The organism is Aequorivita sp. 609, from assembly GCF_014212065.1.
Taxonomy (GTDB): domain Bacteria; phylum Bacteroidota; class Bacteroidia; order Flavobacteriales; family Flavobacteriaceae; genus Aequorivita; species Aequorivita sinensis.
On the sequence record NZ_JACJVM010000012.1, the window covers coordinates 104,607 to 129,300 of the forward strand.

Sequence of the window (24,694 nt, forward strand, 5' to 3'; positions counted from 1 at the left end):
TAACTCATCAATATTCATAAAAAAGAATGAATTACTAATAAACTATAAATCAGACCAATAAAAAAACCTTCTTATCAATTAAATTGAAAAGAAGGTTTTAAATTTTGTAAAGTATTTTTTACAATTAATTTACGCTATTTTGTAAATCAGAACCAGCTTTAAATTTCACTACGTTTTTAGCAGCAATTTTGATGGTTTTTCCTGTTTGAGGGTTTCTTCCTTCTCTAGCAGCTCTTTTTGAAACTGACCAAGAACCGAATCCTACAAGAGATACACGGTTACCTTTCTTAAGTGAGTTTTGAACATTTTCTAAGAAAGATTCTAAAGATTTCTTAGCAGCAGCTTTAGTGATTCCGGCATCTTCTGCCATTGCATCGATTAAATCAGATTTATTCATAATTTTTTTTAAATTAAATTGTTGGTTAAACTTCGATTAATTGCTCTACAAATTTAAAAGGATTATCCGTTCAAGCAAGTAACCACGCAGTAAATCCACTATATTGTTAATAACTTTGGTCGATTGTTAATAAACTTGATTGTTTTTAAATAAAATTTAATCAAATCAGTGTTTACGAGGGTTTACGACAGTTTTGAATTCACATCGAATGAATAACCATTTAAAAGCGATGCACTATCCATTTTTCGCTTTCCAGGAAGCTGTAACTCCTTCACTAAAATGTAACCATCAATACAAGCAACTTTTATTTCCTTTTTAGTGGTTTCAATTTCTCCCGGCTCTTGATTGTGATCTGCTTTTTCGTATTTGGCTGAGTATATCTTAGCTTTTAGCTCTTCATTATTATTATGTAATACAGACCAAGCAACAGGATAGGGGGAAAGACCTCTAATAAATGCTTCAATTTCTTTTCCTGGTTTGTTCCAATCTATTCGAGTGTTCTCGGGTGTGAGCTTTGGCGCCTCTTTTAGGTCGCTATTGTTAGATTGAATTTTAGGATCAACATTACCATGCTCTATTAAGGTAAGTGTTTCTAAAACTAGTTTGCCTCCTACATCCATTAATTTGTCGTGGAGAGATTCGGCGTTTTCATCATCTACAATATCAACTTCTGTATTTGCTATTATTGCTCCAGTGTCGATTTTCTCATCTATAAAGAAGGTGGTTACCCCTGTTTTCTTCTCACCATTAATAATAGCCCAGTTAATTGGTGCAGCACCCCTGTATTGTGGTAAAAGTGATGCATGAAGATTGAAAGTGCCCAATTCAGGCATTTGCCAAACCACTTTTGGAAGCATTCTAAAAGCAACAACTACTTGAAGATTTGCTTGTAGCTCTTCAAGTTCATTTAAAAAAGCTTTGTCTTTTAAATTAGATGGCTGTAGAACCTTTAATCCTTTTGAAACAGCATAGTTTTTTACTGCCGACCCCATTAGTTTTCGTCCTCTTCCAGCAGGTTTGTCTGCCGCTGTAACTACACCAACGATGTTTCTTCCTGCTTCAACCATTTCTTTTAGAACTCCAACAGCAAAATCTGGAGTTCCCATAAATACTATTCTTAAATCTTTTGGCATTTTTAAATCTCTATAATAAGTTTAATGACGTAATAATATATAAAGGCGATATCTAAAAGACTCCAATAAGGACGCTCTAGATATTTCAATTATATAGTCAATTTTAAGGTATGTAATATTCGTTTTTTATACTCACTTTTATCTTTTCAGCATCCAGTAATATCCGGATTACTTTTAAAACAGTGTCTTCCGCAAAAGTAAGTTTTTCTGTTATTTCACGCGAACTTAAATCACTACCTTCAAGCAAGGCTAGTATTTGTACAGCAATGTTTTTTAATTCTTTGTTAGAAGCTTGTGGCGATGATAAATTACAATTAGAGCAAATTCCACAATCTTCTGAGGTTGTTTCCCCAAAGTATTTTACCAATTGAACACTCCGACAGGTTTTTGTGTCGTTTATATAATGTAACACCGAATTTACTTGAGCGGTCTTTTTTCTATTTAAAGCCTCTACATCCCGTGAAATAACGTTAATAGTTTTATCATCTTCTCTTGGGACGAGAAAAGTAAGAGTAGCATCAGTAATTTGTAAAGACAACTCTACCACTTGATCGCGTTCTAACTTTTTTAAAGTAGAAATAATAGTTTCAATAGATTGCCCTGTTTTTGAAGAAATAAGTTCTAAATTGATTGAAGTGGGCATTTCAAAAACTCCACCGTAAATTCTTAAGATCGTTTTACCAATTATTGAAGATGTGATGTCTTTTTCAAAATAGTTTAATAAACGCTCTGAAGAAATTAAAAATTGAATGGTAGATTTCCGTCCAAATTCTTGTGATAATTGAATAACACCTAATCGGTCTAAATTGTTTAAAGCATTATACGCAAGAAGAGGATTGAAATTATAGGTTTTACAGAATTCCGAAAACCCAAAGTTGTGTTTTGTAAACTCTCCTTCACCATAAGATATCTGGAAAAAATTATTCAGTTTCCGATATATCTTTTTCAAATCTGTTGAGGAAGGAAGTGATTCTATAAATTGTTTTTGTACCTGTATTTTATCGGAATCGTTATAGAGTAAAACTGCTGTTGCAAGTTTACCATCACGCCCCGCGCGACCTGCTTCTTGAAAATAGCTTTCTATGCTTTCTGGAATTTGTAAGTGAATTACATAGCGAACATTGGGTTGGTCTATTCCCATTCCAAAGGCATTAGTAGCTACCATAGTCGACACTTCACCTCGTCGCCAAGATTGAAGTTTTTTAGCTTTATCCTTAGTGGAAACTCCACCGTGATAATAAGTTGAAGAGATTCCTAAGCTATTAAGTTGTTCGCTTATTTCAATGGTGCCTTTTCGGTTTCTTACATAAACAATTGCTGAGCCGGTATTGCTCTTTAAAAACTGCTCTGCCTTATAAAGTTTGTCTTCTTCTTTATAAACCTGATAGGAAAGATTTTTTCTTACAAATGAGTTTTTAAATATCTCAGGTTGTTCGAGTTTTAATTCTGCTATAGTATCCTTTAAAACCTCTGTTGTTGCTGTTGCAGTAAGTGCAATAATAGGAGTTAATGGATGAATTTCACGAAGGATTGTTATGTTTTTGTAGGCGGGTCTAAAATCGTTTCCCCATTGCGATATACAGTGCGCTTCATCAATAGCAATTAGGTTCACATTCATTTGCCTGATGTAATTCTGAACTACTTCCTGTTGCAGCCTTTCAGGAGAAAGATATAGAAACTTGTATTTTCCATAAAGGGCGTTGTCCAAAAGTGTATTCAATTCAGAAAATGAAATTCCCCCCGTTAAGTTTAAAGCTTTTATGCCGCGTTCTTTTAGTGAATTTACTTGATCTCCCATTAGTGCTACCAAGGGGGAAACCACGATACATATTCCTTCCATGGCCATTGCAGGAACTTGGAAGCATATAGATTTTCCCCCGCCAGTAGGTAATAAAGCCACGGTATCCCTTCCTTTTATTACGGAATTAATTATATCTTCCTGTTTTGGTCTAAAGGAAGTATAACCCCAATATTTGTTTAAGATGTCGTGGACATTTGTCAAATTGACGAAGTTTATTATTTACTAAGTTATAAATAACTATTTATATATATGAGGAATAAGGGTTTTACTTTAAACACCTACTCATTTAAGCTTCTAAGAATGTAGTGAGCGCGATCTTCAATTGACCCTACTGGTACTTCATGGATTTTATAACCGAAATTAGTGTAACCTTTTTTTAAAAAATGAAATATTTTTTCGGCTTGGTCAAAAGACTCATACCGTTCGTTGTCTTGTTTATAGATTTGTTTCCAAGGTGGTAATACAAAAACTTCATCGTATCTATGTTCAATACAGGTTTTTGAAAAATATTCAGGGTATTCGGTGTTTACAAAATCCATATAAGCAGTAACATCTGGCATACCGCGATCGTAGAAAAGAATTTTGTCAACACATTCATTTCCTTCTAGGTACTGCTTTAATCTTCCCTCTAGCAGTTTTTGGCTAAATAGGATGGGTTTTTCCAAAAAAAGTTGATCAATACCCTCTTTTTGAGCTTGAAGTGTAACTTCTCTGGAGATTTCTTCTTTTACTTTATACCCCTTATCTTCTAAATACTTAATCAAAGAGGTTTTTCCCGAGCCTGGCCCACCAGTAATTACAATTCGTCTTGTTTTCAAAAGTTATAATTTTATACAAAGTAAGTAAATAATTATTTGTGGTGAAAGTGTATCTTTGCAGTTCACCCAACTACTTACTATATAAATGAGTCAAGATAAAAAGACTACAGAGTTTTACGAACGTTTAAAAGAGCAACTTAAAGGAGACACTACTTGGCCTTCACCATACCTCTATAAATTTGTAGTGCCTGCAGATCTTGAAAAGATAGCAGAAATACGTGCGGTTTTTGATAAAACTGATGCAGTGATTAACACAAGAGATTCTTCAAAAGGCACATATACAAGTATATCGGTAAGGGTTACAATGTCTTCACCAGAAGAAGTTGTAGAAAAATATCTTGAAGTTTCTAAGGTTGAAGGTGTAATTTCACTTTAATTTTTAGTAATTTGCAAGTGAAATGATTTTTCAATCTTTCCAAGTAAAATAATTCTCTCCCCTAATATTAAAAATTTGATACAAGAAGTTTCACAGATAGAGTATAATACAGAGCGTCCAAAATTAATAATACCTGAATACGGTCGCCATATACAAAAAATGGTCGATCAGGCTATTGCTACCGAAGACAAAGAAGAACGCAATAAAATGGCAAAAGGTATTATTGCTGTTATGGGTAATCTAAACCCTCACCTTCGCGATGTTCCAGATTTTCAACCGATGCTGTGGGATCAACTTTTTATAATGTCTGATTTTAAATTAGATGTTGATTCTCCATATCCAATTCCTTCAAGAGAAGAGTTATTGGAAAGACCAGAACCTTTAAGTTATCCACAGAACCATCCAAAGTACCGTTTTTACGGGAACAATATTAAAAGGATGATAGATGTCGCTAATAGCTGGGAAGATGGTGATAAAAAAGATGGTTTAATTATAACTATCGCAAACCACATGAAAAAGTGTTTCCTTAATTGGAATAAAGACACTGTTGAAGATGATGTGATTTTCGGACACCTTTATGAGCTTTCAGAAGGGAAAATCAATCTTAAAAATAGTGATGAAGACTTAAGCGATGCTTCAAACTTACTAAAAGTTAAAAAGCGCTATTCATCTTCAAGTTCAAATAAGAAAAACTACAAATCGAATTCTAACAATCGCAACCGAAAGCGTCACTAAATTTCCAATCTTTATCTATGGGTAGTTTCCAAATAGAAGGTGGGCATAAACTAAAGGGCGAAATAACCCCTCAAGGTGCCAAAAATGAAGCCTTACAAATTCTTTGTGCAGTATTATTAACTCCTAAAAAAGTGATTATTGAGAATATTCCAGATATTCTTGATGTTAATAAGCTTATACAGATACTTGGTAATTTAGGAGTAAAAGTTGAAAAACTTGACAAAGGAAAATATTCATTTATTGCAGATGAAATTAACCTTGAATACTTAGAATCTGAACTATTTAAGCAAGAGGGTAGCTCTCTTCGCGGTTCTATCATGATTGTAGGTCCGTTATTGGCTAGATTTGGAAAAGGATATATTCCGCGACCTGGTGGCGATAAAATAGGAAGAAGACGATTAGATACCCACTTTGAAGGGTTTATTAAATTAGGCGCTAAATTTAGATACAATAGAGAAGAGCGATTTTATGGAGTAGAAGCTCCAGAGGGTTTAAAAGGGGCTTATATGCTTTTAGACCAAGCTTCAGTTACTGGAACTGCAAATATTATAATGGCTGCAGTTTTGGCTGAAGGAACAACTACAATTTACAACGCTGCTTGTGAACCTTATATACAACAACTTTGTAAGATGCTTATCTCGATGGGAGCTAAAATTAAAGGTGTTGGTTCAAACTTACTAGAAATTGAAGGGGTAGAAAAACTTGGAGGATGTAATCATCGTGTTTTACCAGATATGATTGAGATTGGTAGTTGGATTGGTCTTGCAGCAATGACAAGAAGTGAAATTACCATTAAAAATGTAAGTTGGGAAAATTTAGGGCTTATTCCTGAAACCTTCCGTAAACTTGGTATTACACTAAATAAGGTAGGGGATGACATCCATATCCCTTCGCAAGAAGAATACGAAATTCAAGGCTATATTGACGGTTCTATTCTTACAGTAGCTGATGCACCTTGGCCAGGATTTACGCCAGATTTATTGAGTATCGTTCTTGTAATTTGTACTCAAGCAAAAGGGAGTGTGCTTATTCATCAAAAGATGTTTGAAAGCCGCCTGTTCTTTGTGGATAAATTAATAGATATGGGTGCAAAAATCATTCTTTGCGACCCGCATCGTGCAACAGTAATCGGGCATAACTTCCAATCTAATTTAAAGGCAACTACAATGGTTTCGCCAGATATACGCGCAGGAGTTTCATTGTTAATTGCAGCGCTTTCTGCACAAGGCACAAGCGTTATTCACAACATCGAACAAATAGATCGAGGTTACGAAAATATTGATGAAAGATTAAGAGCTATTGGAGCTAAAATAACAAGAACGGAAAGTAATTAAACTTTCCTGTTCTTGTTGATTTCGTCTTGAAGTTTTCTACGTAATTTTTGCTCGCGTTCTAAGCTATTTCTACGGTTATCTTCTAATTCAATCTCTATTTCAGCCATTTTTAATTGAGCTGCTTTAGTGATTTTATGGCTGTTTAAGAATCTATAGAATAAAAAGCCTGAGATTAAAAGCAGAATTCCTATAATAGACCACATAATGGTATTATAAGTAGTTTTTGAAGTAAGTATTCCAAATAATTCGATACCGTCTTCCTTTTCTTTAGAAGCCGCTAAATTTTCCTGAGTTTGATTCAAGTTTTGAGTTAGTGAGTCAATTTCAGTATTCTGGTTTTTTATTTCACTTTCTAAACCTGTAATTTTTCGCTCTAACGTAGAAACAGAATCTAAAATGTTTCTTTTTAAAGTTGCTAGTTGGGTTTTCTTAATCACCTTGTACTCTTGATAACTATTACTTTTATCAAAGGCCTCGGTCATTTGGTTATCAAGGGTGTTCTTTTCAATTTGAACAGAATCCTGAGCATTAGCGCTTATGCTAAACAGAAATAGAGGGATAGTTAATAATAAAATTTTCTTCATGTCTTTAAGTTTGTTTGCTTGCCTTCATTAACTGCACAAGAGTAGCAAAATTGTGTAGAATAGCACAAAATTAGGCTTGATTTACCTTTTTTTTAACAAATGAAAAAAATATAGGGAGAAAAACTTAGGAAATCGCAGCTTTATACACTTTTAAACATCGTTCTCTAGCTTCTTTATGTTCGACTATTTTTTCAGGGTATTTGGCAGTTTCAAATTCGGAAATATACTTTTTAATATACTTGTAATCCTTATCGTATTTTTCAATCTGTGTTGTAGGATTGAAAATTCTAAAGTAGGGCGCTGCATCTACACCGCAACCCGCTGCCCATTGCCAATTTCCAACATTGCTAGAAAGCTCGTAATCCAATAACTTTTCGGCAAAATATGCTTCTCCCCAGCGCCAATCTATTAAAAGATGCTTACACAAAAAACTCGCTACAACCATCCTTACGCGGTTGTGCATATAACCAGTAGTGATTAACTGCCGCATGCCAGCATCCACTAAGGGGTAGCCAGTTTTCCCTTCTTTCCACATTTGAAATTCAACTTCATTGTTTCGCCATTCAATTCTGTCGTATTTTTTTTTAAAGGCATTTTCTACCGTTTCAGGAAAATGCCATAAGATTTGCATAAAGAATTCACGCCAAATTAGTTCTTGCCAAAAAACTTCGTTTTTCTCAGCTGTAGCTTTCTTCATTACTTCTCTAATACTAACTGTACCAAATCGCAAATAGATTCCTAAATGCGAAGTAGCATCTTCAGCAGGGAAGTCTCTTTTGTTTTCATATTGCTGAATGGTTAAAGGAGTTAGGGAGTAATCTGGGACTTTAATTGTAGACTTCTCAAATCCGATATCATTTAATGAAAGATTTGGTAAACGTGAATCTTGATATAAATTTTTAAAGTGTTTCTTTGAGTTTAATATTTCACCTTTAAACTCCATATTAAACTGAGCTTTCCATTTTTTCATATATGGAGTGTAAACGAGATAAGGAGTACCGTCGCTTTTAACAATTTCATTCTTCTCAAAAATCACCTGATCTTTAAAGGTGTGAAATTTGATTTTGTTATGACTTAGAAGTGTTTCTATCTGTTGGTCGCGATCTCTCGCATAAGGTTCATAATCGTGATTTGTAATTACATTTTGAACCTCAAATTTTGAAATTATTTCTTGGAAAACGTCATTGGTTTTTCCGTGGTATATTGCTAAACTACTCCCGTGCTTTTGTAATTCTTCGCGCAAACTTTGAAGTGTTTGAAATATAAAAGTGATGCGTGCATCGTTTTTTGGAAGTTCACTAATTATTTCTGAATCAAATATAAAGATTGGAAGTACTGGAAACTTCCCGTTTAGAGCTTGATGAAAACCCGTGTTGTCACGTAACCTTAAATCTCTTCGAAACCAAAATATATTTACTTTTTCTGTCAAATCTTAATTAGTGTTTAAGGTTGGAGTTTTTTCGTCAAGTTTTAATAATGAGCTATAAAAATTATCTGTAAATTGACTTTTACAGACGAAATTAATTTAATTTGAAAAATTTATTAATAGATCTGTTTCTGTCAAAAGGTTTGTTTTCAGTGTTATAGAGTACCGAAGAGCTCGTGTAATTTATTTTTACGATATTCGAATATTTCGTCTAATTTCGGTTTAACCAACAGTGGGTGGACTAGTTTCCCAAGAATTCCAAAAGGAAGTTTATAATGAAGTAAGTCTTCCATTTCAATTCCGCCGTCAATTTCTTTAATAAAATGCTTGTGATGCCAAAGAGAATACGGGCCAAAACGTTGTTCGTCTACAAAATATTCTCTATCCACAACATGTGTAATCTCAGTTACCCACTTAGTTTTAATGCCTAAATTAGGGGTTACTATATACTCAATTATTTGTCCAGCAAACATAGGTTTTTCTGATCCGGACAGAATATCGAATCCCATATAATCGGGAGTAATAACTTTTAAGTTCTTAGGGTTTGAAAGAAACGCCCAAGCTTCATCAATTGTTATAGGTAATTTTTGTTTTGCTTGAAGTGTATAAATTTTCATTAATGATTTATCTACTTCTTTTGATTGTTAGTCTCTTGTTCATTGACAGTAATCTGTAAGTGTCTACATCTAAAGCTTTATATCTCGACTTAACTCTTATTTTATTCCTTAATTTTTTCAACATAGCTCAAATTTTTCCTTAAAATTACTTTGTTTTAAATTGTAATTAAAAGGTTAAACAAAAATTTAACATATAGAGGTCGTTTCTTGTATAGCTTGGACTTGGAAGTATTGTGTTTGTGGGTTTTTTAAGTTTTTATTAACTTTAAAGAAGGTTTTCAAACAGTACCTTCGTAAGTAATATAAACATCCAAAAACCAATAAAGATGAAAAAGATAATTTTACTTTTTTCTGTTTTAATGCTAACTGCAAGTATTCAAGCACAAATAGAAACTCCACAACCGAGTCCGTTTCAAAAAATAGAACAAAAAGTAGGGCTTACAGATATTACATTAGAATATTCTAGACCTTCTATGAGAGGTAGAACAATTTTTGGCGATTTAGTGCCTCACAATAAAATGTGGCGTGTAGGAGCTAATATAAATACAAAAATAACGTTTAGTGATGCAGTTGAAATAGGAGGAAAAAACCTCGCTGCTGGTTCGTATGCAGTATACGCAAAGCCGAGTGCTACAAATTGGGAAGTGTACTTCTACAGCGATTCAAACAACTGGGGATTACCTGAAAAATGGGATGATAAGAAAGTAGCTGCAAAGGTTTCAGTTCCAGCTTACCCAATGCCAGTAAAAATTGAAACGTTAACAATGACGTTTGATAATCTTACAAATGACTCTGTAGTATTAGGAATTCTTTGGGCCGATACTTATGTTGGAGTACCAATTAAATTGTTTACTGATAAAGCTGTTACAGCAAACATAGAACGCGCAATGAGCGGTCCTAGTTCTAACGACTATTACGCTGCAGCGGTATACTACTTAACTGAAGGAAAAGACATCAATAAAGCTAAGAATTGGATTGATAAGTCGTTTGAGATGAATAAAGATCCTAAGTACTATCAAATTCGTCAGAAAGCGCTTATTTACGCAGCTGCAGGTGATAAAAAAGGAGCAATTGAAGCTGCCAAGCAATCGCTTAAAATGTCTAAAGAGGCTGGAAACGACGATTATGTAAAAATGAACGAAAAGTCTATAAAAGAATGGGAAGGTAAATAATCTTAATTACTTACCGTGAAACCATAAAAAGAGGCTGTCTAATGTAGACAGCCTTTTTTAGTGTATATAATTGGTTTAATATTTATTTAGCCTCTAAAGCTTCCCAATATTCATAAGCTCTTCGTAAATGAGGAATTACTATGGTTCCGCCAATAAGAAGTGAAATGCTCATCCCTTCAACAACTTCTTCTTTTGTAAGTCCAAGTTTATGACATTCTTCTAGATGATATCGTACACAGTCATCACAACGAAGCACTAATGAGTTTCCTAAACCTAGGAGTTCTTTTGTTTTCTTTGGAAGTGCTCCTTCAGTAAACGCATTGGTATCCAAATTAAAAATACGCTTGATGATTTTGTTGTTATCTTCAAGCATTTTTTGATTCATTTTTTCGCGATAAGCGTTAAACTCTTCAACAATATTATTTTCCATAGCTGTTATTTTTATTCAAACTTAGATACGCTAATACTCAAAATAAAGGTCGGTTGTTAATTGAAACGCTACTATAAATACTATTTCAACGTAACCTTTTAATTGGTATTTATGCATTTTTCATTTTTTTCAATTCTCTTTCTTGATTTCTAACTACAATTTTTGATATGTAGATACTTACTTCATACAGTATTAAAATTGGGATAGCCACGATTATCTGACTAACAATGTCTGGAGGAGTAATTACAGCAGAAAGAACTAACACAATTACCAACGCGAATTTTCGGTATTTGCGTAGAATTTCAGGAGTTACTAGGCCAATCTTGGTTAGGATGTACATTATAATTGGCAACTCAAATACTATTCCTGAAGCCAATACAGACGTACGAACCAATGAGATATAACTATCTAAATCGAAGTCGTTAAAAACCCTATCACTTACTTGATAGTTTCCTAAGAAATTAATTGAAAGCGGTGTAATAATGTAGTAACCAAATAAAACACCAATAAAGAAAAGTATTGATGCGATTACAATAAACCCACGACTAGACTTTCGTTCTTTTTCTTTTAAGCCCGGGCTAATAAACTTCCACAATTCATAAAGTATGTATGGAAAAGCAATTATAATTCCCGCGTAAATGGAGGTCCACATATGAGCGGAAAACTGCCCAGCCATAGTTCTACTCTGAATTCTAAAAGGCATTTCATCAAAACAAAAGGCGTCCATTCCTAGTTTTTGAGAAAAATCACAAAAGATACGATAGGTGAAAAAACTTGGCTTTGAAGGTCCAAATATTAATGTATCGAATATAAAACTCTTAAAAATAAAGGCAAGTATTCCAACCAAGACTACCGCCATTGTTGAACGTACTAGATGCCAACGTAATTCTTCTAAATGGTCCAAAAAGGACATTTCTTTTTCGGGGGAAGCTATTTTTTTCATTAAATAATACCCTCTTTAGTAAGGTTATGAATATGTACGATCCCGCTATATTTCCCATCTTCTTCAGCGATAATTTGCGTGATTCCAAATTTCTCCATCATTTCCATCGCTTCAACAGCCATAGCATTATTGTCTATTACCTTTGGATTGTTGGTCATAATATCTTTTGCGGTTAATCCTGCAAAGGTATCTGCTTTAGTTAACATTCTACGCAAATCTCCGTCAGTAATTATTCCTACAATCTTATCGTTTTCTATTACTGCAGTAACGCCAAGCATTTTCTCAGATATTTCTACAATCACCTGTTTTACATCGGTATCGGGAGCTACTTGTGGCTTTTCGTTTAGTGAAGTGAGATTGCTTACTCGTAAGTACAACTGCTTGCCCAAAGATCCTCCTGGATGAAATCTTGCAAAATCTTTGCTTGAGAATCCTTTTAAATCTAATAGACACATGGCCAAAGCATCACCAATTACCAATTGTGCAGTAGTGCTAGTAGTAGGAGCAAGGTTGTTAGGACAAGCTTCTTTTTCTACATAAGCATTCAAAACAAAGTCTGCTTGCTGCCCTAAAAAAGATTCTGTGTTTCCTGTAATGGCTATAAGTTTATTTTGTGCCGCCTTAATTAAGGGTACTAAAACTTTTATTTCCGGAGTGTTTCCACTTTTAGAAATACAGATTACAGTATCATCATGTTGAATTGTACCGAGATCGCCGTGAATTGCATCGGCAGCATGCATAAAAATAGCAGGGGTACCAGTGGAGTTTAAAGTAGCAACTATTTTTGTTGCAATGTTGGCACTTTTGCCAATACCAGTAACAATTACCCTACCTTCAGAATGAAAAATATATTCAACAGCTCCGGCAAATTCTTCGTTTACTAAATGAGCGAGATTTGCAATTGCTTTGCTCTCAGTTTCAATGGTATTCTTTGCAATTGAAATTATTCTATTTGTTTTGTTCAAAACTTAATGCTTTTGAATGTTTGTAACTGTACATTTTATTAGTATATTTAAATATAAAAAAAACCTAATTTAGTATTTTTAATCTTGAGTTAACAAAAAAGTTACAGTTGCTTAATTTGATTACAAAATTACAACTGTTATTGATAATATAATCTAAATGTTGATTAAAACTGAATTACTCCCTAAAACTATTATGACGTGGTAGATTATGACATTTACGCAGACTTAAAGAAATATTTTGGATTTTCTCAATTTAAAGGTTTGCAAGAGGATGTTATTAAAAGCATCCTGGAAGGCAATAATACTTTTGTAATTATGCCAACAGGCGGAGGTAAATCCCTCTGCTATCAACTTCCTGCACTTATGCAAGAAGGAACAGCTATAGTAGTTTCCCCGCTAATAGCACTTATGAAAAATCAAGTAGATGCATTACGTGCCTTATCATCAGAAGATGGAATAGCGCATGTATTAAACTCATCGCTTAATAAAACTGAAGTAAAACAAGTTAAAAGTGATATTGCTAGCGGAATTACCAAACTGCTTTATGTTGCTCCCGAATCGCTAACTAAAGATGAGTATGTTGATTTTCTTCAAACTCAAAAAATTTCATTTTTAGCCATTGATGAAGCGCATTGTATAAGTGAATGGGGGCACGATTTTAGACCTGAATATAGAAATCTTAAAAGTATTATTACTCGTATAGGAAACGATATTCCTATTATCGGTCTTACGGCAACCGCTACTCCAAAAGTACAAGAAGACATTCTGAAGAATTTATCGATGCAGGATGCTAATACGTTCAAAGCTTCTTTTAACCGTCCAAATTTGTACTATGAAATTCGTCCAAAAACGAAAAATGTAGATGCGGATATTATTCGTTTTGTAAAACAGAACGAAGGTAAAAGCGGAATTATTTACTGTTTAAGCCGAAAAAGAGTTGAGGAACTCGCCCAAGCTTTGCAGGTGAATGGTATAAAAGCTGTTCCGTATCATGCAGGGCTCGATGGAAAAACACGTGTAAAACATCAAGATATGTTCTTGATGGAAGATGTGGATGTGGTTGTTGCTACCATTGCTTTTGGAATGGGAATCGACAAACCAGATGTACGCTTTGTTATCCATAACGATATACCGAAGAGTATTGAAAGCTACTATCAAGAAACTGGTCGCGCCGGTCGCGATGGTGGTGAAGGTCATTGTTTAGCTTTTTATAGCTACAAAGACATAGAAAAGCTAGAGAAGTTTATGAGTGGAAAACCAGTTGCCGAACAGGAGATTGGACACGCACTTCTACAAGAAGTAGTAGGTTTTGCTGAAACTTCTATGTCTAGACGAAAATTTATTCTTCATTATTTTGGAGAAGAATTTGACAATGAAACCGGTGAAGGTGGAATGATGGACGATAATATGCGTCATCCTAAAAAGAAACACGAAGCTACAGCGGAAGCTAAAAAGCTGTTGGAGGTTGTTTTAAAATCTAATCAACAGTATAAGAGTAAAGAGGTTGTAAATGTTTTGATTGGGAAAGTAAACGCCTTAATTAAATCGCATAGAACAGATACACAAGAGTATTTCGCATCGGGAGCTGACCATGACGCTGCTTATTGGATGGCGTTATTGCGTCAGCTACTCGTTGCTGGTTACCTAAAGAAAGACATTGAAACCTACGGTGTAATTAAACTTACAGATGCCGGGAAGGAATTCATTAAGTCTCCTACAACTTTTATGATGACGGAAGATCATTCATTTAAAGATGCTAACGACGATATAATAGTTTCGGCTAAACAAGGAGGAGATGTAGTAGATGATACACTTTTTAAATTATTAAAAGCTGAACTTAAAAAAGTTGCTAATAAGCTAGAGTTGCCACCATTTGTGATTTTCCAAGAACCATCTTTGGAAGATATGGCTTTAAAATATCCTATTACACTAGAAGAGCTATCTAACGTTCATGGGGTAGGAGAAGGGAAGGCAAAGAAATACGGAAAGTCGTTTTTAAAATTAATTCAGGATTACGTTGAAGAAAATGATATTATAAGACCTGAAGACTTTGTTGTAAAATCTACAGGTAGCAATAGCTCCCTCAAGTTGTATATCATTCAAAATGTAGACAGAAAGCTTTCTTTACCAGATATTGCTGATGCAAAAGGCCTTGAAATGCCTGAGTTTATTAAAGAAATGGAGGCTATCGTGTATAGTGGAACAAAATTAAATATCGATTATTGGATAGATGAAGTGTTAGATGAAGATCAACAAGAAGAAATCCACGATTATTTCCTTGAAGCTAGTACCGATGAAATTAAAGCAGCCATGGATGAGTTTGATGGAGATTACGATGAAGAAGAACTAAGACTATATCGTATAAAATTCATCAGTGAATTAGGAAACTAATCATATTAATGTAAAAAACATTCCGTTTGTAAACAGTATAAACGGAATATCTAAATACAAAAAGAGCAAAACATTTAAATTTTAAATGTTTTGCTCTTTTTATTTTATTGTTTGGGTACAGCTATACTTTCTGTTCTTTATTGAAGTAAACTAAGTAGTAGTACATTTGCTTCTCCTCATCCCAACCTTTCTCTACAAATTTATCTGCGCTTTCAGGGTTTATGAAATCGAGTTTGATTTGTATGTTGGTATCCAGATTGATAACATTCTTAATTTTTTTTCTCGCTGCTGTTACAGCGGTATTTGCAATTGGGAATGTCGTTAAATCTTCGATGCTGTATTTAGGCGCTTTTTCAGTTTTATAATGACGGAATTCTGGTAATAAATCAGGGTTGTCAATTACTTCATTCATAAAAGCAGTTTCTTCAAAAGTGTCATTTTTCGCAAAATGATTTACCGCTCGGTTCATAAACATTACTTCCTGCTTTTTATCTTCGGCAGGTAAAACAACATCCTTGGCGAAGTCTTGACAGAACTTCAAGTATTTTTTGGTGTGAAAGTTGTCGTCAGCTAGCGGTTCTACGCCTAGGAAGCTTTCTAACCAATAACGCGCATCATAGCGGTTGCTATCTACTGAAAGTATTTTGTATCCTTCTTCTTTGTTAGCGTTGAAAATGATGCAACCTTTATCAAGTTTATTTAAACTTACACCTTGTTGTAACATTGCGTCCAGTGAATTTCCTTCTTCTAAAAACTGAAGAAAATCTTGTTTCAATTCACTTTTAAAAACACCAATGGCGTCCATCTTCACATTGTCCAATTGTACACCTTCAAGATAAGCTACGTAAACCTCACCACTTTTAATATGTGGATGCTCAGACTGATTAAAGAGATAAGTAGCAATTTTTTTACTCTCTTCGTGTATGTTTTCAGGATTGTTAAATATGTTGTTTGCGTTGTTATACAATTCGTGAAACTCTAAATCGGCTTCGTGTGAAAACTTAAAGTAGTTCTCTTCTTTTTCACGAAAAGGCTTTAAGAAAAACTCTTTTAACAATGGGGTAATTTCATCATCCATTTTATAAGGCTCGGCAGAAAGAAAAATATCTTCACCACGGCTTTTGTTACCCACTCTGTGGATTGAAAGAGATGCAATATGAGTAGAAAAAAGGTTTATCATATAGAATATTAGATATTAAAATTTTAGGAATGTAAATGTGTTGTACTACCTACTAATAATGATCTGTTACTAATAGCTAGTTCCAGTTTTCATCAAAATCCAGACTGTCGTAGTCTTCTGGATCTAAATCGTAATCGTCATCAAAAAAATCATCATCATCATCATCACCTTCTATAGGTTCCGAAATGAACTCTTTTTCAGGTGCTTCAGCAGGAATTTCACCGTGAGAGTACATTAGGTTTGGATAAATTCGTCCAGTTTCAACTTCACCTATGTCGGCTAATTCTACCATAAACGTCCACATATTTAGAAAATCGTAAACATAAAGTAGTCGGGTGTTGTCTTTATCTACCACATCTTCTAAATAAGTATCGCCCATTACTCTTATACCGCCAGGTTCATCACTTACATCAAAAAGTGAAATTTCCTCTTCTTCTTCCCAAAACTCATTACTAGTGTAGAATGAAGCCATTTCTTGGCCGTCAAATCCAAAAGATTGGGTAATTGCATTGTGGAAATCTTCTAAGGTAGCAGAAGCTTCTATCTCGATGTCTCTAAATACATCTTCTTCGGTGTCTAGTATAATTCTAAATCGGTAAACCATTTAAGCTATAAAAAAATTAGTGCGCAAAGTTACAAACTTTTACTCGTTCTATTGGTTAGAAATGCTTCCAACAATATATAAAATTGAACTCCAAAGAGCAATGTGGCAATAACGAGATGAAGCGGTTGTGAGAGTACAGGAAAATCAAAATAATACATTAAGATTCCTGTGAATGCTTCAGCGAGAATTAATAAAATTAGAGCATCTAAATACTTTAATCCATAGTTTCTTTTTCTATTGAAGTACCACAATGATAGGTTTACTAAAACTACTAATATTGAAAAAGAGCGGTGTAAATAGAAGTCTAATCTCGGGTTTTCCAACCATAATTCTGGGGAATTATATCCAATTTCTTTGACGCGTTCATCAACAAATTCACGAACCTGAGTACCTAAAACCACTTGTATAAGTGTTAGGACTACCGCAAAGAGGATAAGTGTTCTATAACTTCTAGAGGTGAAATAATTTACTGGCTTTTCTTTTGAAGCATATAGGATATAAAGTAATACTGCCAAAATAACCAAGGCCATAACCATATGGATGGTAATTTTAACAGGAGAAAGCACCGAGTAAACTACTGTAGCTCCTAGCCAAGCTTGAAATACTAATAATCCAACGCTTACCCAGGATAAGATGGTAAGTTGTTTTTTAGTTTTCCATTTTCGAAGTGAAAATATTGCCATGATAAGAATTGCAAAACCGGATAAAGCTCCAAATAATCGGTTTACATATTCAATCCATGTGTGCCATACGTTGAAGGTAGCATAGTCGTGCTTGGTGTATAATTCCCAATGAGAATCGGTGTATTGATTGGAGGTTGTAAAATCTTCTTTTGCAACGTATAAGGCATCGTTGTGAATAATTACCTGTCCTTTTTTAAATGTTCTTTCGGGTGCCCATTCTAATTCAGAAATTTCTGTAGGTGGAATATAATACCCGAAACATTTTGGCCAATCTGGGCAACCCATTCCAGAGCCAGTCATTCGTACCATAGCCCCAGCGATAATTACTAGGTAAACTAGTACAATTGAAACTTTAATTGATTTTCTGAACATTAGTTTAATTTTTTTTTAAGCCTAAATCTGCACCTTTTTTTAGCATAAATGCCTTTGCAGCTTTATATTCATTAGGGATTTCACCTTCTAGAATAGCTTCTTTAATTGCATCTTTTATAATTCCAATTTCACGAGAAGGCTTTAAATTAAAAGTCTCCATAATTTCTTCCCCAGAAACGGGCGGTTGAAAATTACGAACGTGATCACGCTCTTCAACTTCCACGATTTTTTCGCGAACTAATTGAAAGTTTGCGTGGTATTTTTTAAATTTTTTAGGGTTTTTAGTGGTGATATCTGCTTCGCAAAGCGTCATTAAATCTTCCACGTATTCGCCAGCATCAAAAATTAATCTCCTTACAGCGCTGTCAGTAACGTCACTGGCTAAAGCAATTGGACGTGAACTCATTAAAACCATTTTTTGAACGAACTTCATCTTGTCGTTTAATGGCATTTTTAAGCGCTTAAAAAGTTTATAAACCATTTTCGCACCCACAAATTCGTGTGCGTGAAATGTCCAGCCTATTTTTTTATCAAACTTTTTTGTTGGGGCTTTCCCAATGTCGTGTAATAAAGCAGCCCATCGCAACCATAAATCGTCTGTAGTTTTAGAAATATTATCTACCACTTCTAATGTATGCCAGAAGTTGTCTTTATGGGTTTGTCCTTCTTTCTCATCAATACCTTGTAAAGCCATTAGCTCAGGTAGGATGTAGCTTAGTAATCCTGTTTTATGTAATAACGTAAACCCTTTAGAAGGTACATCTGAAAGTAAAATCTTATTAATTTCATCTACCACTCGCTCTTTTGAGATTATTTTAATTCTTTCAGCGTTTTTTGTGATAGAATTCAAGGACTCTTTTTCAATAACAAAATCTAATTGCGTTGCAAATCGAATGGCACGCAGCATTCGCAATGGATCGTCGCTATATGTAATATCAGGATTTAGTGGAGTTCTTATAATTTTCTTTTGAAGATCTTTAATGCCGTTAAAAGGATCGAGAAGCTCACCGTAATTCTCATAGCCAAGGCTAAGCGCCAGGGCGTTTATAGTGAAATCTCTTCGGTTTTGGTCGTCTTCAAGGGTGCCGTTTTCTACTGCTGGGTTTCTACTTTCTTCTGTATAAGATTCTTTACGTGCTCCTACAAATTCAAGTTCTATTCCGCCACTTTTTAACATGGCCGTACCATAGGTTTTAAAAACTGATACCTTTGGTTTACCAGGTAGGAGTCTAGCTACTTCTTCAGCAAGGTCAATTCCACTACCAACTGCTACTATATCAATATCTTTGGCTTCACCGCGTTTTAAAATAAAATCGCGGACGTAACCTCCAATAACATAAGTTTCAAGGTTTAAATTAGACGCAGCCTTAGAGATTGTTCTAAAAATAGGATTCTCTAATGCCGATATGTATGTTTGTTTTGCCATTTATTATTTCTAGCAGAGAAGCAAAGGCGTAAATATTTTTAAAATTACTATCTTTTAAGATGAAGCGTTTATGCTAGCAGCGTATTAATACCTTGCTAGATAAGCCGTTCTGTTTCTTGTTTCTCTTTAGTCTTGTTTCAATTTCTATTTGCGGATTACCTTTACACTTCCATCATTTCCAAGCTTAATAATAGCCGAAGGTTTTCCAGTTTTTTTATCGCGGTGCAAATTTACAACATAGTCCACGCCTTCCAAAATTAAAGGGTCTATTTCGGAGTAAGTTCCAGGAGTGGGCGTTCCGGAAATATTTGCCGATGTAGAAACAATAGGTTTGCGAAATTTTCTAATCAAGGTTTTACAAAAATCATCCTTAACCACTCGTATAGCTAGTGTATTGTCCTTAGCAATAATATTCTCAGCTATGCGGATGGGGTCGTCGTAAATAATGGTTGTTGGCTTTGCAGCGTACTTTAAGATATCATAAGCAACTTCAGGAACATCCTCTATAAATTCATTTAACATTTTAAAATCACTCACTAAACAAATCAAAGATTTATCATCACTCCTTTGCTTTAGTTTAAATACTTTTTCTACCGCTTCGGCATTTGTAGCATCGCATCCTATTCCCCAAACTGTGTCTGTAGGATATAAAATAAGTCCCCCTTTTTTAAGAGTTAAAAGGGCATTGTTTGTTTCGTCTTTGATATTCATCTGCTAAATTTTGCTTAATTGCAAAGTTCTTCAAAAAAGCAGCATTATCCTTGTCTAATTTCATTAAAATTGAACTTATCTAGTTTTGGTAAAAAATATATCTTTGAAGAAATCTCTCAACAAATGAAAACCTCCTTACTTATTTCTACCTACAACTGGCCCGAAGCATTGGATTTAGTTTTAAAGAGTGCTGCTGCGCAAAGTTTTCAACCTTTTGAAATTTTGATAGCAGATGATGGCTCCAAAGATGAAACAAAGGATTTGATAGAGGCATTTAAAAATAGAACCACAACAACACTTAAGCATATTTGGCATGAGGATAAAGGTTTTAGAAGATCCAAGATTTTGAATAAGGCAGTTGCTGCTGCTGATGGAGACTATATAATTCAAATTGATGGAGACTGTATAATGCATCCCGATTTTGTAAAAGATCATATTGCACACTCTGCAAGAGGACAGTTTCTTTTTGGAAGCCGTGTTAACATTCAAGAAGCATATTTAAAGGAACTTTTTAAAAAAGAGAGAATAAATTTCAACTTTTTTTCTAAAGGCATAAAAAAACGAACTCGAGCGTTACGAATATCCATTTTAGCCGACCTATACAAAACTAGCCCTATACTTTCAAAAAAATTGAGAGGTTGTAATTTATCTTATTGGAGAAAAGACTTTATTGCAATTAATGGATATAATGAAAATTTTGAAGGTTGGGGTAGAGAAGATTCTGAAATGGCTATAAGGATGCTTAATAGTGGAGTATTAGGTAAAAGATTAAGGTATAGTGGTATTGTTTATCACATTTGGCATTTAGTTAAAGATCAAAGTAGATTTGAAATAAATGATTCGCTACAAAAAGAAACACAAGAAAATAGAGTGAAATGGTGTGAAAAAGGAATTAACGCTTACTTATAAAACATTATCGAGATATTCATTTATCGCACTAGCAGCTCTTTCTGAAGGAGTGGAGCCTTCTTCTGTGTAGTAGTTTTCTGAAGTTATTTCCTCCTGTATAGACTTATAAGTTTTCTGATGGTTTTCTTTGGAAATTTTTAATGCTTCATTTAATTCATTAATAGAATTAATCACATCACCGCATTGCCAAAAACGGTAATTAATATCATCTTTATAATCGACGCCTTCTGGGTTTAAAAATATACAAGGACGTGGATTAGTCATAAACTCGTAAACCTGACTAGAGACGTCACCAATATAGATATCGGCAGCTTTTGTATAAGTCATATTTACACTTCTTTCGCTTCCCAAATCTATATATATGTTTTCAGCAGTATAATATTTTTTTGGTATTGCGGCGGGGTCGTCACCTCCAACTTTATTGAAAAGATTAATATGCGGAGCGAAAATTAAATTGTAATCTTTCGACTTATAAAAAAACTCCAAGATTTCGAGCCCCATAAAATGCCAAGACGAAAGGGGAGGAGTAAAGTGTGGATTGTATAAAACTGTCGGTTTGTTATTGGTGAAAATAGGCTCGGATTTATCCAATTTTACCACATCTAGTTTTGGATAACCTGTAACTTTATATTCTTCATTTAGCAATTGCATTTCTTTTAAAGACTTATTGTGAAATTTCCCACATTGTAGGTGAAAATCAAAATCTAAGATGTCTTTATTATAAGCATAAGCTCTTCCAGGTGTACCGTGTTCTAAAAATATAAACTTTGGTTTATTGCGATCTTCTCTAGCTTTTAAGAGGTATTTATGATAGTAATCGGTAAAGACTATCGCATCAAAATTATTTAGTATATATTTCTTGTGCTTTTTTATCCAAAAGCCTTTTCTAGGTAGTTGTCTGCCTTTTATTCTATCAGTAAATTCTCTAAAGGCAGCTGTTGGCATTTTTTCAACTACTACGTTTTTATCATTAAGCTTCTTAAGAGATTCGTGTAGAAAAGTATTTTTTCCAGAATGGGTGAGAATATGTACTTGATTGGTTTTTGCAAGTTCTACTGCTACACTCACAAAATGATATATATGGTGAATTTCATCGAGAAAGATGATAGCTATTTTGTGACTCATAGGTTTTTTTTAAGCTATTTTTCTATAAAGTAACCAAAGATTAATATATCGTTTAAATACTGAAAATGCACTCACGTAGGCTAAGATAAACCCTTCTTTTCCGTCGAGAATTCCCAAACGAAATATAAACTGATTCCAAAACCGATAATATGGCCTAAAGAGGAAGTGATAATAGGTAGGTTTCTTCCCTTTTTTATAAAGCATTTTAGCTTGTAATGCACTGTATTTATGCATTTTTGCGGTGTAATCGTCGAAGGATTTATATGTGTGATGTGGTAAACTGTTTTTTAGATTTTCAGTTTTCCCATCGGTTTCTAAAGTTTCGTGAACTAAATTGGCGTTGTATTGACAATGATTTTTATTGAAAAACCTTACGATATAATCGTTTTGCAAACCGCTGTACTTTATACGTTTTCCCATAAAATAGAAATCGCGTTTTACATAATAGGCTTTAGCTTTTGGGTTTTTCGCTAGTTCAACAATTTCATCAGCTAATTTTGGAGTTACTTCTTCGTCTAAATCGAAAAAAGTAACCCAATCATTTTTCGCTTTTGAAATCGCAAAGTTTTTTTGAGCCGAAAAGTTATCAAATTTTCTTTGGTACACTGTAACCTTCTCGTGTTTTTCCGCTAAAGAAACTGTTTCATCTGTACTATATGAATCTACAATGATGATTTCATCGGCAAACCAAAGACTATCTATATAAGCTTCGATGTTATGCGCTTCATTAAGCGTTATGGCAATGGCTGAAATTTTTGCTGTGTTTTTCAAAAACTGAATGTGATTTGTGTAAAAATAATGTTTTTACCTTTCTTACTTACAATGTGTATTATTGTATTCCTTTTCGCAATAGCATTAACTTTACATACCTTTCAAAAACTCCGTATGCATTTACAGCGGCAACTGTAAGTCCTGGCACCCCGTCTCGAAAACCTCCCTTTAATACAAACGATCTAAAAAATCGATAAGTAGGTTTTATAAAGAGGTGAAACCAAGTTGCTTTTTTCCCTTTGTCAAATTGTTGTTGTGCTTGAAACCAGGCGTACGATTCTTTTTTTTGAATATAATTATCCAGTCCCTTGTAGGTAAAATGGAGCATTTTATTTTTTAATTTTCCTATGCTTCCGTTACAGTGTAATTTTTCGTGGACCGAACCTGTGAATTTTGCTCCTTCCCGCTTTACTAATCGCAATACATCATCACTGTGGTGATAGAGAAAACGATTCATATAAAAATGCGGAAAATTAATTTTATATCCGCCGTGTTCCGGATTTTGTATTGTTTCTAAAATTTCGGCTTCCAAAGAATGCGTTACGCGCTCGTCGGCATCAATAAATAGAATCCAATCTCCAGTTGCTTCTTTTAATGCGAAGTTTTTCTGATTTGAAAAATTGTCGAACGCTCGCTGTAGAAACTTAGTGGCATATTTCTTAGCTATTTCTGGGGTTTTGTCTGTGCTATATGAATCTACAACAATAATTTCATCGGCAAAAGCTACTGAAAACAAGGCGTCTTCAAGATAGGCTTCTTCGTTGAAAGTAGGTATGATTACAGTTAGTTTCGGCATATTTTCTCAGCAGAATTTCACGAAAAATAATTAATTATTTCTTCGTAAAATCGCAGTTTTTTAATTTTAGCTAAAGATTTAAAATACATTTCGAAATTACTACTTTTTGTTTTGTGCGCCAACTTCCTAAATAACTTTATCTTTGCATAAATGAAGCAGCTTAACACCTCCATAATAATTAGCACTTACAATTCTACCGAATGGTTGACAAAAGTGCTGTACGGTTATAATAATCAAACATATAGACAGTTTGAAGTTGTAATTGCAGATGACGGTTCAGACGATGAAACACGGCTATTGCTAGAAAAAATGCAAGAAGAGGTTTTCTATCCAATCGTTCACGTTTGGCACGAAGACAAAGGTTTTCAGAAGTCTGAAATTCTTAATAAAGCCATTAAGCAGTGTAGTACCGAGTATATTATTATGAGCGATGGCGACTGTATTCCGCGAAAAGATTTTGTGGAACAACACGTAAAATATCGTGAAGAAGGATATTTTCTGTCAGGTGGATATTTTATGCTTCCAATGGAAATTTCAAAGAAAATTACCAAAGAAGATATTTATACCGAAAGATGTTTTGATGTAAAGTGGCTTAAAAAACACGGATTAAAATCTTCTTTTAAAAACAACAAACTTTACTCTGGGTCTGTAAAAGCTAAAGTTTTAAATGCTTTAACTCCTACTAATGCTAGTTGGAATGGGCATAATGCTTCCGGGTGGAAGAAAGATATTGTTGCTATAAATGGTTTTGACGAACGTATGCAATACGGCGGACAGGATCGTGAACTTGGCGAAAGACTGATGAATTATGGAATTAAAAGTAAACAGATTCGCTACAATGCGGTTGTTTTACATCTTGATCATCCAAGAGGGTATAAGAACGAAGAGTCTATTGAAAAGAATTTAGCAATACGTAAGGTTACACGTAATCAAAATAAAAAATGGACCAATTACGGTATTGTTAAAAATGAAGATGATTCGCCTTATGTCTCAGT

General features: G+C 34.2%; 23 protein-coding genes and 2 pseudogenes. 7 read left to right on the forward strand and 18 right to left on the reverse strand.

Annotation, left to right across the window (positions count from 1 at the left end):
- Nucleotides 1-124 precede the first annotated feature (124 nt).
- The 4 genes and pseudogenes from H4O20_RS06100 to H4O20_RS06115 form a co-directional block, all read right to left on the reverse strand.
- A pseudogene (locus tag H4O20_RS06100) lies at nucleotides 125-406 on the reverse strand (HU family DNA-binding protein); the annotation flags it as partial.
- Between the two features lie 173 nt (nucleotides 407-579).
- Entirely contained in the window at nucleotides 580-1,530 is a 951-nt protein-coding gene (gene fmt, locus H4O20_RS06105) for a methionyl-tRNA formyltransferase (RefSeq protein ID WP_185098603.1), read from the reverse strand.
- A 103-nt stretch (nucleotides 1,531-1,633) separates the two neighbouring features.
- Nucleotides 1,634-3,532 (reverse strand): ATP-dependent DNA helicase RecQ, encoded by a 1,899-nt coding sequence (locus H4O20_RS06110; protein WP_185098604.1) that lies wholly within the window; start codon nucleotides 3,530-3,532, stop codon nucleotides 1,634-1,636.
- A 77-nt stretch (nucleotides 3,533-3,609) separates the two neighbouring features.
- Entirely contained in the window at nucleotides 3,610-4,149 is a 540-nt protein-coding gene (locus tag H4O20_RS06115) for an AAA family ATPase (protein WP_185098605.1), read from the reverse strand.
- An 85-nt stretch (nucleotides 4,150-4,234) separates the two neighbouring features.
- Here H4O20_RS06115 and H4O20_RS06120 point away from each other — a divergent pair, with 85 nt between their 5' ends.
- From H4O20_RS06120 to murA, 3 genes are all read left to right on the forward strand, one after another.
- On the forward strand, nucleotides 4,235-4,525 hold the full coding sequence (locus H4O20_RS06120; protein WP_139854916.1) for a DUF493 family protein: 291 nt from the start codon (nucleotides 4,235-4,237) through the stop codon (nucleotides 4,523-4,525).
- A gap of 75 nt (nucleotides 4,526-4,600) precedes the next feature.
- The gene (locus H4O20_RS06125; protein WP_165148418.1) at nucleotides 4,601-5,260 is read left to right on the forward strand and encodes a DUF4290 domain-containing protein; all 660 of its coding nucleotides are present in this window, start codon (nucleotides 4,601-4,603) and stop codon (nucleotides 5,258-5,260) included.
- A gap of 17 nt (nucleotides 5,261-5,277) precedes the next feature.
- Nucleotides 5,278-6,594: a UDP-N-acetylglucosamine 1-carboxyvinyltransferase gene (gene murA / locus H4O20_RS06130; protein WP_185098606.1), complete on the forward strand. Its 1,317-nt coding sequence runs from the start codon at nucleotides 5,278-5,280 to the stop codon at nucleotides 6,592-6,594.
- Here murA and H4O20_RS06135 read toward each other — a convergent pair.
- The 3 genes from H4O20_RS06135 to H4O20_RS06145 form a co-directional block, all read right to left on the reverse strand.
- Nucleotides 6,591-7,178 carry a hypothetical protein gene (locus H4O20_RS06135; protein WP_185098607.1) on the reverse strand — a complete coding sequence of 196 codons (588 nt, stop codon included), beginning with the start codon at nucleotides 7,176-7,178 and terminating at the stop codon, nucleotides 6,591-6,593. The two genes, murA and H4O20_RS06135, sit on opposite strands and share 4 nt — an antisense overlap.
- 124 nt (nucleotides 7,179-7,302) lie before the next feature.
- The gene (locus H4O20_RS06140; protein ID WP_185098608.1) at nucleotides 7,303-8,607 is read right to left on the reverse strand and encodes a deoxyribodipyrimidine photo-lyase; all 1,305 of its coding nucleotides are present in this window, start codon (nucleotides 8,605-8,607) and stop codon (nucleotides 7,303-7,305) included.
- Nucleotides 8,608-8,759: 152 nt separating this feature from the next.
- Nucleotides 8,760-9,221, reverse strand: coding sequence for an SRPBCC family protein (locus tag H4O20_RS06145; RefSeq protein ID WP_185098609.1), 462 nt, complete (start codon nucleotides 9,219-9,221; stop codon nucleotides 8,760-8,762).
- Nucleotides 9,222-9,547: 326 nt separating this feature from the next.
- Here H4O20_RS06145 and H4O20_RS06150 point away from each other — a divergent pair, with 326 nt between their 5' ends.
- On the forward strand, nucleotides 9,548-10,393 hold the full coding sequence (locus H4O20_RS06150; RefSeq protein ID WP_185098610.1) for a DUF2911 domain-containing protein: 846 nt from the start codon (nucleotides 9,548-9,550) through the stop codon (nucleotides 10,391-10,393).
- An 82-nt stretch (nucleotides 10,394-10,475) separates the two neighbouring features.
- On the opposite strand, the gene H4O20_RS06155 is transcribed toward H4O20_RS06150, so the two are convergent.
- From H4O20_RS06155 to H4O20_RS06165, 3 genes are all read right to left on the reverse strand, one after another.
- Nucleotides 10,476-10,823, reverse strand: coding sequence for a carboxymuconolactone decarboxylase family protein (locus H4O20_RS06155; RefSeq protein ID WP_139854909.1), 348 nt, complete (start codon nucleotides 10,821-10,823; stop codon nucleotides 10,476-10,478).
- 109 nt (nucleotides 10,824-10,932) lie between these two features.
- Nucleotides 10,933-11,766, reverse strand: a complete 834-nt coding sequence (tatC, locus tag H4O20_RS06160) for a twin-arginine translocase subunit TatC (protein WP_179951773.1) — start codon at nucleotides 11,764-11,766, stop codon at nucleotides 10,933-10,935.
- Nucleotides 11,766-12,731 carry an SIS domain-containing protein gene (locus H4O20_RS06165; protein ID WP_185098611.1) on the reverse strand — a complete coding sequence of 322 codons (966 nt, stop codon included), beginning with the start codon at nucleotides 12,729-12,731 and terminating at the stop codon, nucleotides 11,766-11,768. Before H4O20_RS06165 ends, tatC begins: the two co-directional genes overlap by 1 nt.
- A gap of 198 nt (nucleotides 12,732-12,929) precedes the next feature.
- Between H4O20_RS06165 and recQ the strand changes: the two genes are divergently transcribed.
- Complete coding sequence (gene recQ / locus H4O20_RS06170; RefSeq protein WP_165148391.1) at nucleotides 12,930-15,122, forward strand: DNA helicase RecQ; 2,193 nt, start codon at nucleotides 12,930-12,932, stop codon at nucleotides 15,120-15,122.
- Nucleotides 15,123-15,243: 121 nt separating this feature from the next.
- Here recQ and H4O20_RS06175 read toward each other — a convergent pair whose 3' ends face one another.
- From H4O20_RS06175 to H4O20_RS06195, 5 genes are all read right to left on the reverse strand, one after another.
- Entirely contained in the window at nucleotides 15,244-16,302 is a 1,059-nt protein-coding gene (locus H4O20_RS06175; RefSeq protein WP_185098612.1) for a nucleoid-associated protein, read from the reverse strand.
- A 76-nt stretch (nucleotides 16,303-16,378) separates the two neighbouring features.
- Nucleotides 16,379-16,906: a hypothetical protein gene (locus tag H4O20_RS06180; RefSeq protein ID WP_185098613.1), complete on the reverse strand. Its 528-nt coding sequence runs from the start codon at nucleotides 16,904-16,906 to the stop codon at nucleotides 16,379-16,381.
- Between the two features lie 29 nt (nucleotides 16,907-16,935).
- Nucleotides 16,936-17,961 carry a heme A synthase gene (locus H4O20_RS06185; RefSeq protein ID WP_139854904.1) on the reverse strand — a complete coding sequence of 342 codons (1,026 nt, stop codon included), beginning with the start codon at nucleotides 17,959-17,961 and terminating at the stop codon, nucleotides 16,936-16,938.
- Between the two features lie 4 nt (nucleotides 17,962-17,965).
- The gene (locus H4O20_RS06190; protein WP_185098614.1) at nucleotides 17,966-19,387 is read right to left on the reverse strand and encodes a CCA tRNA nucleotidyltransferase; all 1,422 of its coding nucleotides are present in this window, start codon (nucleotides 19,385-19,387) and stop codon (nucleotides 17,966-17,968) included.
- Nucleotides 19,388-19,531: 144 nt separating this feature from the next.
- Complete coding sequence (locus H4O20_RS06195; protein WP_185098615.1) at nucleotides 19,532-20,098, reverse strand: L-threonylcarbamoyladenylate synthase; 567 nt, start codon at nucleotides 20,096-20,098, stop codon at nucleotides 19,532-19,534.
- Nucleotides 20,099-20,221: 123 nt separating this feature from the next.
- Here H4O20_RS06195 and H4O20_RS06200 point away from each other — a divergent pair, with 123 nt between their 5' ends.
- Nucleotides 20,222-21,007 (forward strand): glycosyltransferase family 2 protein, encoded by a 786-nt coding sequence (locus H4O20_RS06200; protein ID WP_185098616.1) that lies wholly within the window; start codon nucleotides 20,222-20,224, stop codon nucleotides 21,005-21,007.
- Here H4O20_RS06200 and H4O20_RS06205 read toward each other — a convergent pair.
- From H4O20_RS06205 to H4O20_RS06215, 3 genes are read right to left on the reverse strand one after another with little or no spacing between them, the layout of a single operon-like run.
- Nucleotides 21,002-22,132 (reverse strand): CDP-glycerol glycerophosphotransferase family protein, encoded by a 1,131-nt coding sequence (locus H4O20_RS06205; protein ID WP_185098617.1) that lies wholly within the window; start codon nucleotides 22,130-22,132, stop codon nucleotides 21,002-21,004. The two genes, H4O20_RS06200 and H4O20_RS06205, sit on opposite strands and share 6 nt — an antisense overlap.
- A gap of 9 nt (nucleotides 22,133-22,141) precedes the next feature.
- Nucleotides 22,142-22,903, reverse strand: coding sequence for a glycosyltransferase family 2 protein (locus tag H4O20_RS06210; protein WP_185098618.1), 762 nt, complete (start codon nucleotides 22,901-22,903; stop codon nucleotides 22,142-22,144).
- 58 nt (nucleotides 22,904-22,961) lie between these two features.
- The gene (locus H4O20_RS06215; RefSeq protein WP_185098619.1) at nucleotides 22,962-23,699 is read right to left on the reverse strand and encodes a glycosyltransferase family 2 protein; all 738 of its coding nucleotides are present in this window, start codon (nucleotides 23,697-23,699) and stop codon (nucleotides 22,962-22,964) included.
- 150 nt (nucleotides 23,700-23,849) lie between these two features.
- Here H4O20_RS06215 and H4O20_RS15135 point away from each other — a divergent pair.
- A pseudogene (locus H4O20_RS15135) lies at nucleotides 23,850-24,668 on the forward strand (glycosyltransferase family 2 protein); the annotation flags it as partial.
- Nucleotides 24,669-24,694 lie beyond the last annotated feature (26 nt).